Genomic DNA, 14,796 nt, shown 5'->3' on the forward strand with positions numbered 1-14,796 from the left:
TTTCTTTTCCGGTACAGGCACGCCTAGGCCTCCGCCCACATACAATGAAATGACCCAAAGTGAAGCGAGGTTGTATTCATTGTGATGTGAATCAGCAGGAGGTGTCATCTTTGCCTGGATTGTTTACCGCAATTGCTTTGTTCATTAAACAGCTGACTTTGCTCGTATCGTATGTGAAAAATAATGCGTTTCCGCAGCCCCTGACCGAGGAGGAGGAAACGAAGCATCTGCAGCGCATGGCGGAAGGGGACGCGGTGTCCCGCAATATTCTGATCGAGCATAACTTGCGGCTGGTGGCGCATATCGTGAACACGTTGTGAACACGAACCGATGTCGGGAAACGGCACGGTTTGTGTGCAGCGGTAGGTTTGTCCGGTGAGGGTGGACAAACTATATGGAGCCTGAATCAGCCGGTCCGAGGGGGCCGGTTTTCTGCTTCTTCTGGAGTTAATACCGATACTTGAGAACCTTGTGCGGCAAGTATTCCGTATACCAATGGAGCTTGCCATTAAGATTGAAGGGAATAGCCGTATTCTACCATACTTTATATCTTCCAAATCTAGTATAATAATGTATCGACATTTTTCTCCGAAAGGGTATGCGCGCGGTATGATGAACTTGTTTGATGTAGTACCGGAAGGATTATTTCATCTTCTGACGGGTTCCAATCGGAAGATATATGCGGAAGCACTGCTGCTTTTATACGAGCATTCGCAAAGGGAGCGGTTCGGCATTCGCTATGAAGTCATGCGGGATCTGCTGCAGGAGCTGCTGGAGACTCAACAAGAAACGGGTATGGTCATTTCTGCCGATGAGGATGAGCCGGTTGGAGCTGGAAGAGAGGATCAGCTTACGTTAGAGGATGTCTCCAGAGCTCAGGCCAATGCATTGCTGCGACGGCTGGAACGGGCGAAGTGGATTGATGTGGAAACCCGCAGCCAGTTCGAAGCTTATATTGTACTTCCCCATTATGCCAGCCGGCTGATTGCGGTGTTTCAGGAATTATGCGAAGCACGGACGGTCGAATATCAACGGTTTGCTTTTGTAACTTATCAGCTTCTTACCGGCGAGGAGGCCAAAATGCGCCCTTGTTTCGCCGTAATGGAGGCGGCACAGGTAACAAGGCAATTTCGCCATGAATTGATTGGGTTATACAATAATATGAAGCATCACATGGAGACAGTTGTTCAAAAAACTTCGATTCGCGAAGTGCTGGACCATCATTTTGAAACCTATAAATCGCAAATTGTAGATAAAAGCTATCACCGGCTCAAAACGTCGGATCATGTGGCGCGCTATCGTTTTCAAATCCTTCATACGGTTCAGAAGTGGCTCCTAGATCGGGGTTTGCTGCAGGAAGCTGCAATGGACGGCGTCAAGAGCGAGCTGTATGAAACGGTTGAACAAGCGGAATATGCCGTCAAGGAAGCTTTATTCTTCATTGAAGAAACCTTTGTCGGGCTGGAAGAGATTTTCTATCAGATTGATGTGCGGCATAACCAGTATCTTCGTTCTTCCTACGACCGGGCCAGATATTTGAGTCAGCAGCATGAAGGATTGGACCGCCGGTTGACACGTCTGCTGGAGTTGCTCGGCCAGCAAAAGCAGGATGCGGAATACTCGCTGTTCGCGATTAATCAGGTTCGCGGATGGTCAGAGCAGTCACTCCTGCCGCCGCGCCGCCGAAGGATGGCTCATCAGCCGGAGACCCATGTTACGGTTCCGATTCCGGCACACGTGATGGAGGAGCTGCGACAGAGGAACGTAGAGAAAATGCGCAAGGCCATTACCCGTAAAAAAGTGGATGATTACGTCATGACCCGGCTTGGTGACCGAAAGCGCATGGAACTGATCGAGCTCGCTCCAAGTAGTGCCGAGGAATTTCTTATGCTGGGGTATGTTTATTTGTATGGCTCGGATGGTGGCTCGCGTTTCAGCTTGGACCGGCAAGGCAAGCGGCAGACGGTTAGTGTCGGAAGATATCGATTCCACAATCACGACATTGTCCGTAAAGAGCGGGGAGGATAACGATTCATGATGTTTCAAGATTTGAGCGACTCTGAACAATCGAAGGTCAAAGAAGTAATCCAGCGACTCATGGAGGTTAACCTTCTGATCAAAGACAAGGACCGGGAGTTGTATGCGACAATTCGTCGCTACCGTACCGCGTTGGAGGGCTATTATCGATTCCTTGGTTGGGAACTTGTCGTGGACGAGCGGCATGAATGCGTCTATCTGCATATTCCCGATGGCCGTCTTCGCCGTAGGCTTGACCGGGAACAGACACTATGGCTGCTGGTGCTGCGCTTACTATATGAGGAGAAGAGGCAAGGCCTATCGCTGGCGGATTATCCTATGATTACCCTTTATGAAATTCGCAGCAAGTACGAGACGTTCCGGCTGGAATGGGTAAACCGTACCGCATTGGACAGGCTGGTTAGATTGTGTGTACAGGCCCAATTGATTGAACCGCTGGATTCCGACATTCGTTCCGATGATGCCCGGTTCAAGCTGTTCCATACTTGGATCTATATGATTCAGACGGATGAGATGCAGTCGTTACTTGATAAGCTAGAATTGTACCTGACGAACGCGGAGGGAGGATTGCTGGATGAAATGGATGAAGCGGCTGCGTCTGATTAACTGGCATTATTTCAAGGACGAGGAGCTGGAATTCGGAAAACAGACGTTGATCACTGGACAGAACGCCGCGGGAAAATCGACGATTATTGACGCGCTGCAGGTGCTTTTCGTTGCTGATCATCGAATGATCAAATTCAATGCGGCTGCACACGATGACGCCAAACGCAGCTTTATCAATTATCTTAGGGGAAAAATCGGCAGCGACGAGCGCTCCTTTTTGAGGGACGGCGATTTTACGACTTATATTGCAGCTGAATTCCGGGACGAGGACCGTAAGGAATGGTTCGTTGTCGGGGTAGCGATTGATGTATACCGAGGAAGCACGACCGGGGAAGAAGAGTATTTCATTTTGTCAGATCGGCGGTTGGATGATTTGCAGTTTGTCAAATCCAACGGCCAGCTGCTCAATCGAGACGAATTCCGCAAGCGCTACGGTGGGGAAAGCGTCAGGGTCAGCGGGCTCTCCGGAAAAAAGGCTTTGTTTGAAAGGAACAAGACCAACTATCAGAAAGCCTTACTCGCCCGGATGGGACAGCTTCATGATCGGTTTTTCACAATATTCACCAAAGCGCTCTCGTTCAAGCCGATCCAGAATATCCGTGCTTTTGTCTACGATTATATACTCGACCGAAAAGAGCTGCAGTTGGATTTGATGCGGCAAAATTTCGAGATCCACGAACGGTATCGCCAGGAGCTGGAGCATCTTCAGGAGAAGAAGCTGCACCTGCAATCCATACGTGAGTGTTATGCCCAGTATGCCAAATACAAGGAGACTGCCATTGAGCAGGATTATGTGATCCGGCGCTTGAAAGCGGATTACGAGAGTGAGAATCTGGAGCAGACCGAACGGGACAATGTCCGGCTGGAAGAAGAGCTGCGACAGCTTGCGGATGATATTGACCTTGCCGCGCGGTTGCAGGCGGAAGCCCGGGACAAGCAGCAGGACGCTTACCAGCGTTGGCAAAACCATGCCGCTGAGAAACGCAAGAAAGAGTTGCAGGAGGACATCTCACGACTTACCGCTCAACAGAGCGAGGGAGAAAGGCTCTTGCTCACCTATCGCAGACAAATTGAACGGGAGCTTCAGCTATTGGCGAACTTATCCGACTGGCCAGACAATCCGTATTGGACATGGAATCCTGGAGAACGGGAGACGCTCCGCCGTTATCAGGAGAGCCTGGCGCGTCTTGACGCCGTGGCGCATTCCGGAATTATTGAAGTCCATGAAGAAGAAGAGTGGACACGGGAACTGACTGAGATTGGGGAAGGCTTGACGGCGCGGCGCGACAGAATGCTCGTTCAGCATAACCAATTGCAGGAAAAGCTGGGTGAAACGGACGCTCGAATCGAAGAGTTAAGAACGATCATCCGCGATCTGGAGCAGCAGAAGCGCAGTTATGCCGAACCGGTGCGCCAGTTGAAGGTCATCTTGGAGGAACGGCTGCGTGGCCGCTCGGCGGTTTGGGTGTTTTGCGAGCACATGGAGCTTAAGGAAGAGCTTTGGCGCAATGCGGTGGAAGGGTATTTGAATACCCAGCGCTTCGATCTGTTGGTTGAACCGGAATGTTTCGCAGAGGCATTGTCTATTTATGAAAGGGAGAAGCGAACCTATCGGCTGGAAGGCGTCGGTCTCGTTGATACGGAGAAGGAGCAGCGGTATTTGGGAACGGCTGTAACCGGTTCCCTGGCACTCGAGCTGCAGGCGGAGCATCCTGTAATCCAGGCGCACGTTGAGCATTTGCTGGGCAAGGTGATGAAGGCTGCAAATGAGCAGGAGCTGCGACACCATCGTACAGCGGTGACGCAATCGTGCATGGTTTACAACAATCTGGTAGCCCGGCAGATGCGCAAGGAGCAATACGAGGTTCCGTTTATCGGTGCCAAAGCGATCGCCCGCCAGTTGGAAATTCGCCGCTCCGAACTAGCGTCTGCCCAAGACGAACGACGCATGCTATATGCTTGGGCTGAACATTTCTCTGAGTGGCTCGGCAAATTGAAGGAAACGGGCTGTACCAAGCTTGCCGACCATCTCGGCCTGATGCGGCATATCCACGAATGCTCGGAAATAATCTTGCAGAAGACAGAGGAACTGAATGGGCTCGATGTCAGCGAAGCAGAGCGGCTGCAAGCGGAGTATGAGCAGTGGAAGAAGGATGAGCAGAAGTGGCAACAAAAATGGGGATCCTTGCTCCAAAAGCAATCGGAAACCAAATCGAAAAAGTCTGAAGCGGAAGCAAAGCTCCACTTAACTCGGATTAAGGTGCAAGAGTTCGAAGCTGCTTGGCGGAATTGGATCGATGAGCACGGTAGCGAGCGGGAAGCCGGAGCGTTGCAAAGATACGAAGAAGCATGCAATTCGTCCACCTCCACTTGGCAAAAAATCCAAAACTGGGAGGGCAGCTGGAAGGGTCAGCAGACATTGCGCGACAGCCAGTTCAACAAGCTGCAATTGATGCGGCAAAAATATAATATCGATCAAAGCTTTAACGCTGACGTTCAGAAGGTCACGAACGAGGATTATGATCGGCTGCTGGAAACGATCGAACACCTGAATATTCCGGATTATCAAGCTAAAGTTGCGACGGCTTTGAAAGAGTCGGAAGAGGAGTTCAAGTCCCATTTTATTTTCCGGTTAAGAGAAGCGATTGAGATGGCTCGTAGGGAGTTTCACGAACTGAACTATGCGCTTAGGCACTTTCCTTTTTCCGATGACAAGTATCATTTTGAGGTTTCCCCTAGTGAACGTTACAAGCGGTTCTATGATGCCGTGATGGATCCCATGCTTTTGGAAAAAGGCTCCTTGTTCGAATTACCGGATAACGATCGTACCGAGGTTCTGCATGAATTGTTCGATCTTCTGGTCAAAGGAGAGGCCGGACAATTGGAGGAGTTCTCGGACTATCGGCAATACTTGGATTTCGATATTATCGTAACATCCGGCACCGGCAAATACCGATTCTCGCAAGTGCTGAAGGAGAAATCGGGAGGAGAGACGCAGACACCGTTCTATATTGCGATACTGGCTTCCTTCCATCATCTATATTCCGGAAAAAGCTCGCGGCTTGTCATTTTCGATGAAGCGTTCAACAAAATGGACGAGCAGCGGATTCATTCCAGTCTGCGGTTGATTAAGCAAATGGGTCTGCAGCTGATTGCCGCCGTACCCGATGAGAAGATGCAGCACATGGCTCCTGAAGTGTCCACCACTCTGTTCGTCAGCAAGCACAACTACCAATGTTATGTGGACATGATTGACAAATGGGACAACGGGGCAGAAGACGAAATGGCGAGAGCGGGGGCCGAGGGAATTGCTGAATATGAGTCTGAAGCGGCTGCTGCGTCGAATGCAGATATTAACAATGGGAAATCCTCATCAGCTGGTGATGCTGATGAAGGAAACGGACAAGGCTTACTATTCTGAATTGAATTGTAAGGTAAGGGGGAATCCATTTGGAGATACATGAAACGCCATATAAATCCGAATTTGTATCCCGTTTACTAAACCTTCTGCTGGACAAATATGAGTTAAGCCAGTCTTTTATAACCGGGCAGCCTTCCAAACAAAGGCCGCAGCTATTACTTAGTAAAAGTCCATTCTGGAACGATTACACAGACGAAATGGATTTCCGCAAACGAATTTGGATCAACGAAGCAGTTTCCGAGCTTGAGCGGCTCGGACTTGTTGAACTCTGTTGGGTCCGGTTTCGCACCGGTGAGCAGTTGGAACGTATCTATTTACAATGGAGTGAATTGGAAAGAGCTTACCGTGTTGCGGGTCGGATGCCGAAGCGGGACAAGCTGGAACGATTGCGGCACATCCTTACTCCCTTATCCCGGCATCCTTGGGAATGGGTCAGGGTGTGGTCTGAACAAGCTGATGTATTGCTAGCTGAAGGTAAAACCTCCCACCTTGAGGTGGACGATCCAGAGGGATATGAGGATCTTGTTTGCGTATTGCTGGAGCTTCCTCAGCTTGAGCGATCCGTCCCCATAAGATTACTTAGCCAGAAGCTGTTTAAGGATTCCAAGCACATCGAAAGAAACGTTCAACGTAGATTGCTCTCGCTAGCCAAGCAAGCATCGGGAGAGGATCGTGAAACCGAGGAGGAATGGCTTGATTTCCTCGGGGTGGCCAAAAATCCACAACTTGTGCTAGTAAGTGGGCCCCTTTCATTCCGTACTGCGGACAGTCAAAAGATTGATATTGGAGTGTTTGCAGGTGGGGTTGGTTTATCGGATAAAACGGTGGAAGAAATGCATCAAGTTGAAACAGTTGCCACTCGGATCGTAACAATTGAAAACTTGGCGACTTATCATCTGTGGCTCGAACACGCTTCCGAGCATCGCGGCACTGAGCTTGTTCTATATACCGGGGGATTTCCCCATCGGGCATTGCAATCCTTTTTGCGTAGACTGGCAGAGTATTTGGCTGCGGCATCGGAGAAGAACATTGAAGTGTATCATTGGGGTGATATTGATCTGGGAGGAATCCGGATATTTGAATTCCTACGGAAGCAATTTTTTACTAATCTGAAGCCCATGCTAATGGATGCGGAGACGCTTCTTCGTTACAAGTCCTCGGCCGCGTCGATCAGCGATGAGTATGCCGGAAAGCTTGAGGAGGCTCTAAAGGATAACCGACTGATTCATTGGAGGCCGGTGCTGCAAACGATGCTTAATCAAAGGATACGGTTGGAACAGGAAAGTATTGTGGAATTGGACTAAAGAAGAAAGGAGCGGTTTGTGAAAGTTTGTGAACCGAGGGTGGAAGGACCATATGAGGGATAAGCCGGTACGAGGGGCCGGCTTTCTGCTTCTTCTGGGTTCGGCGTGGTTTATGTTATACTGGTGATAACACTACGTGTATTCACCGGAGTAACAAAATGAATCCTCCGAATAGGAGTGAAATGATATCGAAGAGCAGCGATCCATTCAAGCTGATGTTGAAATGAATCCAGAACTGAAAATCATGATTGAACAGAGCAGAATGGAATTTAAATCCGGCAAGGCTTTGAGTACGTCAGAAATACTGAAATATTTCACAACTCCTAAATCGAAAGGTTGGTGTTCAAACCATGTCTTTGCCCAAAAAGATGGATCAACAAATGGCTAAGGAGCTTCGCTCGATACTGACAAAGATGAATATTACGCACAGCAAAGTAAAAATAAATTTGGATAACGACACGATTGAAGTCGAGGATGACTATTCCATTGATGACATCCTTGAGCGGCTGGGTTACTGACACCTGAGCAAGCAAAATTGTTAGTTGATGAAGTTAAGAAAATGCGCGAGGAAGAGTGGAACTAAATGGGCGGTTATTTACTCGATACGAATATCGCGATTGCATTGCTAGCTGGGGAGCATGCCTCGTTGGATTTTGTCAGGCAAGCCAGTGACGATCGGATGTCGATTTATTTCTCCGTCATAACGGAGTGCGAAGTGTTCTGCGGGCTGAAATCCGCTTACCGCTTGCAAGAAATCAAGCTGTTTAATTCACGCAGGTGTATTGAGGTAAGTTCCAGTGTTGCTCGACTTGCCGGGGACATACGAAGGGAACAAAAGTCAAAAGGACGGAAGCTGAAAACTCCGGATGCCATTATTATTGCAACTTCTATTGAGCACCAGCTTGGTCTTGTATCAAGGGACCACGATATATTTACGATATAGCCAACCCATTGTAGCTCCGCTAGGGGTACAGTGGGTTTGTTTCTATACTTGGAATACACAAAAGGAGAATAGTCGATCATGGTTTATAGATGCAGAATTGAAGTGAATGAGGTTACCCCGAAGATATGGAGAGAGTTTCAATTTCATCCGGACGTGACGTTTCATCAGCTCCACAAGATTGTTCAAGCAGTTATGGGTTGGGAAAATCGCCATTTGTACGAATTTCATGTGAATGGACAAGTGATCGGGCTGCCTGATCCAACATTCGCAGATATGGAAGACCGCGAGGTATGGAACGCACGGAGGGAAACCGTTAAGAAGCATGTTCATGAGGAAAATAGCGATTTTACGTATGTCTATGATTTTGGCGATGATTGGCAACATACGGTTACGTTGATCAACATCGACTCAACGACAACCGATCCAGCACCATTATGTCTGGATGGAGCCCGCAGTTGTCCACAGGAGGATGCAGGAGGCGTTTGGGGGCATCAGCATATGATGGAAGTACTGCTTACTCCCAATCACCCGGAGCGGGAACATTTTATCGGCTGGGTTCGTGAAGGTTATGATCACGAACATTTCTTCTGCGGAGAAGTGAATCAGGAGCTTGGGCGGCAGAAGGACAAGCTGATCCCCAAATCACTGGTTAAGCGGCCGGAAGACAAAAAGCCTGTGAAATTGACGAAGTCGGTATTAAATAAGCATCTCAAGCAGTTAAGCCATGACCAGCTTATCGATTTGGTCAAGGGTTGTTATGGCGTCAGTAAAGATATGGAGAAATTTCTTGCCGTAAGAATTCTAGGCGATGAAGCGGTAGAATCTCTGTTTCAAGAATATCGCAAGAAGGTGGAACATGAGTTTTTCCCTGAACGGGGCCATGGGAAGCTAAGACTTCAAGAGGCGAAACAAGCAATATCTGAATTTGAGCAATTAACCGAAAGTGTTCGTTCCAGTCTGGAGCTGAAGCTGATCTACGTCGAGAATGGAGTCGACTTCACCCTTAGTTACGGGGATATCGATGAACGCTTTTATTACAGTATGGCGTCCATGTATGCCGATATCATCGATCACGTGAATGAAGATGAAACGGCCGAGTTGTTCGACGAATTCGAAGAGCGCCTCGAAGCCGTCGTTTCGAAAACAGAGGGGATCGGCTGGGGTTTTCATGACAATTTGGCCGAACTGCATGCTCAAATACGATGGATTTAGGTGAGGGGTTTTATGCGCGGCGGTAAGAAAACGAAGCGGACCAATCACAGGTCGGAGTCCGCGGAGATGTTGGAGCAAGACGAGAATTTCTACTTTATCGCCGGATATACGAATTGGGGCTTCCCCTATGGCATCACGTGGGAGGAATATGAGGCGGAACAACGTGGCGAGTCCAGAAAAACGGCAGCAGCTGGAGGAGAACATATGAAGGAATTGAAATTGACCAAGCAGCAGCTTCAGGAGATCGTGGATGCCTACGATATGTACGTTGAAGGAATAGAGTCCTTCCTGAATATTGAAACCGGTGAAGTTGTCATGTTGCGGACGTTTGATAGGGATGAAGAGGATGAAGAATTAAGCGAGATTATTGAAGAAGGCTTCGATGAAATATACTTTCGGATCCCTGAGCGAGTGTCGGATGAAGGGTACGCGGATATGATGGATTTTGCAGCAACGATTGAAGACAAAAAGCTTCACTCCACTTTGATGAACATATTAAGCGGCGGCAAGAGGGTATTCCGAAGATATAAGGATACGTTATCTTCCGACAGAGAGCAGTTAGAGCGGTATTACCAGTTTGTTGAAGAGCAGAATCGTAAACGAGTTTCGGATTGGTTGGAATCCATTGAAGTGAAGATGATTCTCGAGTAATAAAGAAATGTTTAGGCAGGGGATTACCGGTGAAACGTTCTTCAAGACAGAAGATGATTAAACAGTATGCTCAAGCGGTCATTTCGGAACTTCAGCTACTAGGTTATCCCAGTGATCAAGCTAAAGAAGTCTTTTTTCGACACTATCGAGATATGAAACGCTTATTTGGTCTTGAGCAGAATGTATGCGATTTTGCAAAGATGATGGATGAATTTGAACGTGCCATCCAGAAGAAACATGACCCAAGTGATCCCAATTCAATTGCTGTTGACCATCTAAAGCACTTGGCTCAAGCATACATTCATAGTCCAAAAAAACTGAGTAAGATTGAAAAGGATGGACGGTGAATAAGTTGGACCGTATTCAAGAGTTATCAAAATACATCAAACTGACCGGGGAACGGGCGAAGCTGGATGCGAAAGCGAATGGGACGTACATTGTATACAAGAACGATCAAGGACAGATCGTTAAGGAACATGCCAACAACGAGATTGAGGTCGTCCAAGACCAGGGGGGATGATGAATGAAACCCTCTCCGATCATGTATGTGTTTGCCGGTAATAATGGAAGCGGGAAAAGTACAATACGAAATTTGATTGCGGATCAGCTTGGAATAAGTGTGAATATTGATCCTGATGCTTTGGCCCGAGGGCTTCATGCAGATCAGCAGGAACGTCTTAGGGTATCTGCTGGGAAAGAAGCGATCAGGCTGGCTCGTGAATGTTTACGTGAAAAACGCAGCTTTTCAATTGAGACTACTTTGGCCGGTGGGAATGTAATCAGGCTTATGCGGGACGCACGAGAGAATGGTTTCGATTTGATTATGCTATACGTGGGGCTTGGCGATTACCGACTTAACATTGAGCGGGTGGCTGCTAGAGTTCGAAACGGCGGTCATGACATTCCGACTGAAGATATCATAAGAAGACACACAACCTCTATTCAAAATCTGCTCTCCCATCTACATCTAGTCGATCACTTGATTGTTATTGATAATAGCACAAGATCCGGGGAAATTGTACTGCAAGCGGAACGTGGTGTCCGTTCTAGTCTGGTTAAATCTGTTCCATACTGGGTTCACACCATTACGGAAAAATGGAATGAGTCGATGCAACTCCAATAAAAAAAGGCTCGCCTTATTGGCGAACCTTGGCAGCAGGTCGAACCTGCTTCAATTTAGCTATAGCATCGCTGACCATTTTGTCGCGTTCGGGATTGGGGCCGGGCATCGATTGCTTAACGTAATGACCGCCTGCATATCGACGAGCAGCATCATCAAGACTCATTGTCTTTTTCATGATCAATCACCTCTTAGGATAAGTATAGCATAATCAGGCGCTTAGCGACAGGTTCTTCGATAACCATGAGGCCACCACCAAAGTGTGCAGCACCAACGTCGTTTATGTAATACATTATGAGTCGCGACCGCGTCTTCGATTGAAAAGCAACTGCACCATCAAGCCCAAGATCCATGCTTCGTTTGCATGCGAATGCCAATAGATGCTCGCCTATTAGATCGAACTCCTTGCGCTCATCAGGTAAGCTCTCGATAAGATGAACCCAAACATGATCCTCTGTACGCTCAAGAGCTATAACCCCTTGTATTAAATCATTGCCACGGATAACCATCTTATACACTTCAACACCACGGTGGCCAAAATAAACCGTCCAATCGAACGCCTCGTTCCAATCATGCATCTGATCCTCTATATCATATGGCTGCAAAGCAAGGAACGAAACAGGGTATGTCTCGCCGCTGCGGATATGTAGTAACACGCATCCACCTCCCGCTATATAGATTAACATATTGGGATTATTCTGTCCGTTAAGCGGAACGCGCTGTGTGTTCAAGTCTGATTGAACCTACTCGTCCATAGTCGCTTCAAAACACTCCCTACTATTTCATATGCTCAGTTAGAATGTTGGAACATTATGTACGCCACGAATAATATCAAGGGTTCTTCTTACAAATGATTCCAATTCGGTCTCATTGATCGGTTCAGTATGAGAAAACGGATCTCGATCATGATGAAACCTTTTGCTAAAGTCATTGATACTTTCAAGTTCAGTAAGGTGGGACTTCATTTCTACCAGAGGAATGGAAGTTGAATCTCTGACTTTTTTTATAAAATCTCCGAGCCATTCATTGCTCTTAAAATCCTTTGGAAACCGTATCCGAAGATTTCCTTCAATTAATGGGCGAATACTCATTGCAACAGCTCTCAAATTACTTGACGTGCCTTCAAGGTATTCAGCAAGTGTGAAATAGCCTTGGTAATAATCTGAACGAGTTTCTTCTTCAACGTCCCAAATATCGATGGTACTATCCGATACTCCCTCACGCTTGATGCAAAGCTGGCTCAATGCAGTTCTTTTTTCGGTATACTTCTCCCAAAGCATTCTTGCAAAAAATATATCATGCGTAAGTACAATTACTTGTCTGGCTTTATTTGTATAGGTGATTACTTGATCTGCGGTATACCTTTTCCTATGGTTATCAAGACTTGATATCGGATCATCAAAGACAATAATTTTTTTATCGATATCTTGATCAGTTTCCAGCTTGTTTATCTTACGCAAAGCCGGCTTCAATCAGACGACTGTGTACCTTTTGCGTGAATCCATCGAATCCATAAGCTTCAGACAATCATGGTGGCAGCGGTTATTTCGGATTCATCAGCTGGAATTGGACATCGATTCTCCTGCAAACGTACGAGAATACCGTATGCCGGGAGTCACGAAACAAGACTGCGGTGAGATTGTAAGGTGGTATTAGAACAAAAAGCTGAAACACCAAGTGGGAGGCGAGAAGAATGACATTGATTAAAGACCTGAGTACCAACGATGAATTCGTCGGCTACTATTTGTTGAAGGAGCTGGAGCTGAAGCAAACCAACACATCTCCGGCTAAGGATTACTTCGATTTGGTGCTTTGTGATGCCAGCGGACAGCTACCCGCCAAGTATTGGGATGTAAAGGAAACGGAAAGGGACAATTTTTCTCCGATGACGCTGGTCAAGGTTCAAGGAATCGTTCAGTTATATCGGGAAAAACCGCAGGTTAAGATCACACGGATTCGCAATATAAGGGACGAAGACGGTGTGTCCCTAACCGATTTTATTCGAGCTGCACCAATAGGATCTACGGAATTATTAGTAATCATAAACAGAGTCATCGAGAGTATTTCGGATACGGCGATTCGCGATATAGTAAGCTTTTGCGTCGATAAGGTGAGAGAGAAACTAGCTCATTATCCGGCGGCCAAAATGCACCATCATGCTTACTTCGCAGGCTTGGCTTATCATATCGTTCGTATGCTGGAGATCGGAGAGTTCCTTTGCAAGCAAAGGCCATTTCTAAATGCGGATATGATCAAAGCGGGGATTATTCTACATGATATCGCAAAGCCAGAGGAAATGATCGCTCATCTTGGGGTCGTGACAGATTACAGCACCCAGGGGAAGTTGATCGGTCATATTGCCATGGCGGCTAGTTGGATCACAGAAGCGGCTTTGAGGCTGGAGCTTCCACTCGATTCGCAACAAGTAATTGGATTGCAGCACCTTATTCTCTCCCACCATAATCTCGGGGAATGGGGAAGCCCGGTACAACCGCAAACGGCGGAAGCGGTAGCGCTACATCATATCGACGCGCTAGATGCCAAACTCCAAATGGCAGAGGATGCACTGAGTGCCACATCGGACACGGAGTTGTGGACACAGCCGGTCCGAGGGCTGGAGAATAAAGCACTGTATCGGATACCACTCCTATGAACATATCGCGGCAAGATTTTGAGAAGATCTTTAGAAGAATGAATGCTTCCTGGTCTTACGAAGATGCTGAACTAAATGACGAAGAAAAAGAACTCCTATGGAAGCGGCTTAATGAAGATATTACCGATGAGGAGTTCAACCAAGCCCTACTTGAGAAAAAGTCAAAAAGACCTGGAGCAAAGACCCATGGGGAGGAAACTCCATGAAAAGAAAATTTTACGTCGTAGTAAAGGGTGAAATCCGGGAATCTATAACAAATGGGATGGGGGAGCCAAACAAAACGTTGAAGGAAATAAAGGGGCCGTCTATAAATCGTTTGTAACGTTAGAACTGGCAGAGATCTGGTGGAAGCAGATGTCGCCAGATCTACAAAACCCTAAGTATTATTTTGAGCAAAAGAGGTTTCCTCGGAGATTCAGCCTACCGGGGTAGAGGAAGAACAAGGGCCGTATTACACCTATTTCATTATTGATCCTAGAACACAGATGCCCTTTTACGTTGGACAAACCCATGATATGGAACATCGGAAAATCAGCCATTTAAGTGATTCTTACAAACATAGAGCCTATAAAAAATGGATTACAGATATCCGTAAGGATGGCCTCGAACCAGAATTCCAAGTCGTTGATATACAGCCAACAAAAGCAGATTCCCTGCGTTCAGAAACGAAATGGGTAAAAAAGCTAGCATACCAAGGCATCCGTGTCTTGAATGGTTGGCGTGAACATAAGGAATGGATTGATCTAATCCTTAGAGATAGAAATAGTAACGAATAAAAGTGGCCGACTAAACAGATAATGACTTTGCGGCAGAATAGCGGCAATGGTATAATGTTATTGAGGGAGGTGA

The 14,796-nt window shown here is 47.1% G+C and carries 19 protein-coding genes and 1 pseudogene; 17 read left to right on the forward strand and 3 right to left on the reverse strand.

Going from position 1 to position 14,796, the window contains the following annotated elements:
• Positions 1-110 precede the first annotated feature (110 nt).
• The 12 genes and pseudogenes from MJ257_RS12155 to MJ257_RS12210 form a co-directional block, all read left to right on the forward strand.
• Positions 111-308, forward strand: a pseudogene (locus MJ257_RS12155) (RNA polymerase subunit sigma-70); the annotation flags it as partial.
• Between the two features lie 187 nt (positions 309-495).
• Positions 496-2,028 (forward strand): Wadjet anti-phage system protein JetA family protein, encoded by a 1,533-nt coding sequence (locus MJ257_RS12160; protein ID WP_240269493.1) that lies wholly within the window; start codon positions 496-498, stop codon positions 2,026-2,028.
• Positions 2,029-2,034: 6 nt separating this feature from the next.
• Positions 2,035-2,643 carry a DUF4194 domain-containing protein gene (locus tag MJ257_RS12165; protein ID WP_023554899.1) on the forward strand — a complete coding sequence of 203 codons (609 nt, stop codon included), beginning with the start codon at positions 2,035-2,037 and terminating at the stop codon, positions 2,641-2,643.
• Positions 2,612-6,064, forward strand: coding sequence for an ATP-binding protein (locus tag MJ257_RS12170; protein WP_240269494.1), 3,453 nt, complete (start codon positions 2,612-2,614; stop codon positions 6,062-6,064). The genes MJ257_RS12165 and MJ257_RS12170 overlap by 32 nt, the downstream gene beginning before the upstream one ends.
• 29 nt (positions 6,065-6,093) lie before the next feature.
• Complete coding sequence (locus MJ257_RS12175; protein WP_240269495.1) at positions 6,094-7,368, forward strand: Wadjet anti-phage system protein JetD domain-containing protein; 1,275 nt, start codon at positions 6,094-6,096, stop codon at positions 7,366-7,368.
• A 223-nt stretch (positions 7,369-7,591) separates the two neighbouring features.
• The gene (locus tag MJ257_RS12180) at positions 7,592-7,756 is read left to right on the forward strand and encodes a hypothetical protein (protein ID WP_240269496.1); all 165 of its coding nucleotides are present in this window, start codon (positions 7,592-7,594) and stop codon (positions 7,754-7,756) included.
• Positions 7,757-7,951: 195 nt separating this feature from the next.
• The gene (locus tag MJ257_RS12185) at positions 7,952-8,311 is read left to right on the forward strand and encodes a type II toxin-antitoxin system VapC family toxin (RefSeq protein WP_240269497.1); all 360 of its coding nucleotides are present in this window, start codon (positions 7,952-7,954) and stop codon (positions 8,309-8,311) included.
• Between the two features lie 78 nt (positions 8,312-8,389).
• The gene (locus MJ257_RS12190) at positions 8,390-9,523 is read left to right on the forward strand and encodes a DUF6155 family protein (RefSeq protein WP_270406179.1); all 1,134 of its coding nucleotides are present in this window, start codon (positions 8,390-8,392) and stop codon (positions 9,521-9,523) included.
• A 66-nt stretch (positions 9,524-9,589) separates the two neighbouring features.
• Positions 9,590-10,174 carry a UPF0158 family protein gene (locus MJ257_RS12195; protein WP_240269499.1) on the forward strand — a complete coding sequence of 195 codons (585 nt, stop codon included), beginning with the start codon at positions 9,590-9,592 and terminating at the stop codon, positions 10,172-10,174.
• Between the two features lie 53 nt (positions 10,175-10,227).
• Positions 10,228-10,521 carry a nucleotide exchange factor GrpE gene (locus tag MJ257_RS12200; RefSeq protein WP_240269500.1) on the forward strand — a complete coding sequence of 98 codons (294 nt, stop codon included), beginning with the start codon at positions 10,228-10,230 and terminating at the stop codon, positions 10,519-10,521.
• The gene (locus MJ257_RS12205) at positions 10,518-10,694 is read left to right on the forward strand and encodes a hypothetical protein (protein ID WP_240269560.1); all 177 of its coding nucleotides are present in this window, start codon (positions 10,518-10,520) and stop codon (positions 10,692-10,694) included. Before MJ257_RS12200 ends, MJ257_RS12205 begins: the two co-directional genes overlap by 4 nt.
• Before the next feature lie 3 nt (positions 10,695-10,697).
• Entirely contained in the window at positions 10,698-11,297 is a 600-nt protein-coding gene (locus MJ257_RS12210) for an ATPase (RefSeq protein WP_240269501.1), read from the forward strand.
• A gap of 13 nt (positions 11,298-11,310) precedes the next feature.
• Here the strand turns inward: MJ257_RS12210 and MJ257_RS12215 are convergent, their stop codons facing one another.
• The 3 genes from MJ257_RS12215 to MJ257_RS12225 all read right to left on the reverse strand — a co-directional run bounded on the left by MJ257_RS12215 (position 11,311) and on the right by MJ257_RS12225 (position 12,766).
• The gene (locus MJ257_RS12215) at positions 11,311-11,472 is read right to left on the reverse strand and encodes a hypothetical protein (protein ID WP_240269502.1); all 162 of its coding nucleotides are present in this window, start codon (positions 11,470-11,472) and stop codon (positions 11,311-11,313) included.
• Positions 11,473-11,485: 13 nt separating this feature from the next.
• Positions 11,486-11,950 (reverse strand): hypothetical protein, encoded by a 465-nt coding sequence (locus MJ257_RS12220; RefSeq protein WP_240269503.1) that lies wholly within the window; start codon positions 11,948-11,950, stop codon positions 11,486-11,488.
• A gap of 138 nt (positions 11,951-12,088) precedes the next feature.
• Positions 12,089-12,766, reverse strand: a complete 678-nt coding sequence (locus MJ257_RS12225) for an AAA family ATPase (RefSeq protein ID WP_240269504.1) — start codon at positions 12,764-12,766, stop codon at positions 12,089-12,091.
• A 10-nt stretch (positions 12,767-12,776) separates the two neighbouring features.
• Here MJ257_RS12225 and MJ257_RS24990 point away from each other — a divergent pair, with 10 nt between their 5' ends.
• From MJ257_RS24990 to MJ257_RS12240, 5 genes are read left to right on the forward strand one after another with little or no spacing between them, the layout of a single operon-like run.
• Entirely contained in the window at positions 12,777-12,950 is a 174-nt protein-coding gene (locus MJ257_RS24990; protein WP_372489786.1) for a PH domain-containing protein, read from the forward strand.
• A 37-nt stretch (positions 12,951-12,987) separates the two neighbouring features.
• Positions 12,988-13,947 carry a 3'-5' exoribonuclease YhaM family protein gene (locus MJ257_RS12230; protein ID WP_240269505.1) on the forward strand — a complete coding sequence of 320 codons (960 nt, stop codon included), beginning with the start codon at positions 12,988-12,990 and terminating at the stop codon, positions 13,945-13,947.
• A gap of 38 nt (positions 13,948-13,985) precedes the next feature.
• Positions 13,986-14,153: a hypothetical protein gene (locus MJ257_RS12235; RefSeq protein WP_240269506.1), complete on the forward strand. Its 168-nt coding sequence runs from the start codon at positions 13,986-13,988 to the stop codon at positions 14,151-14,153.
• A gap of 40 nt (positions 14,154-14,193) precedes the next feature.
• Positions 14,194-14,379 (forward strand): ribonuclease H1 domain-containing protein, encoded by a 186-nt coding sequence (locus tag MJ257_RS24995; protein ID WP_372489788.1) that lies wholly within the window; start codon positions 14,194-14,196, stop codon positions 14,377-14,379.
• On the forward strand, positions 14,361-14,723 hold the full coding sequence (locus tag MJ257_RS12240) for a GIY-YIG nuclease family protein (protein WP_270406180.1): 363 nt from the start codon (positions 14,361-14,363) through the stop codon (positions 14,721-14,723). Before MJ257_RS24995 ends, MJ257_RS12240 begins: the two co-directional genes overlap by 19 nt.
• The last annotated feature ends 73 nt before the right edge of the window (positions 14,724-14,796 follow it).

Source organism: Paenibacillus timonensis (assembly GCF_022427145.1).
GTDB classification, from domain to species: Bacteria; Bacillota; Bacilli; order Paenibacillales; family Paenibacillaceae; genus Fontibacillus; species Fontibacillus timonensis.

What these genes read in the sequence shown, in the direction of transcription:
- MJ257_RS12195 (WP_240269499.1), top strand. Translation starts at nt 9,590, where the DNA reads ATGTTGGAGCAAGACGAGAATTTCTACTTTATCGCCGGATATACGAAT.
- MJ257_RS12215 (WP_240269502.1), bottom strand. Translation starts at nt 11,472, where the DNA reads ATGAAAAAGACAATGAGTCTTGATGATGCTGCTCGTCGATATGCAGGC.
- MJ257_RS12185 (WP_240269497.1), top strand. Translation starts at nt 7,952, where the DNA reads ATGGGCGGTTATTTACTCGATACGAATATCGCGATTGCATTGCTAGCT.
- MJ257_RS12190 (WP_270406179.1), top strand. Translation starts at nt 8,390, where the DNA reads ATGGTTTATAGATGCAGAATTGAAGTGAATGAGGTTACCCCGAAGATA.
- MJ257_RS12170 (WP_240269494.1), top strand. Translation starts at nt 2,612, where the DNA reads ATGAAATGGATGAAGCGGCTGCGTCTGATTAACTGGCATTATTTCAAG.
- MJ257_RS12210 (WP_240269501.1), top strand. Translation starts at nt 10,698, where the DNA reads ATGAAACCCTCTCCGATCATGTATGTGTTTGCCGGTAATAATGGAAGC.
- MJ257_RS12180 (WP_240269496.1), top strand. Translation starts at nt 7,592, where the DNA reads ATGAATCCAGAACTGAAAATCATGATTGAACAGAGCAGAATGGAATTT.
- MJ257_RS12165 (WP_023554899.1), top strand. Translation starts at nt 2,035, where the DNA reads ATGATGTTTCAAGATTTGAGCGACTCTGAACAATCGAAGGTCAAAGAA.
- MJ257_RS12230 (WP_240269505.1), top strand. Translation starts at nt 12,988, where the DNA reads ATGACATTGATTAAAGACCTGAGTACCAACGATGAATTCGTCGGCTAC.
- MJ257_RS12160 (WP_240269493.1), top strand. Translation starts at nt 496, where the DNA reads ATGGAGCTTGCCATTAAGATTGAAGGGAATAGCCGTATTCTACCATAC.
- MJ257_RS12200 (WP_240269500.1), top strand. Translation starts at nt 10,228, where the DNA reads ATGATTAAACAGTATGCTCAAGCGGTCATTTCGGAACTTCAGCTACTA.
- MJ257_RS12235 (WP_240269506.1), top strand. Translation starts at nt 13,986, where the DNA reads ATGAATGCTTCCTGGTCTTACGAAGATGCTGAACTAAATGACGAAGAA.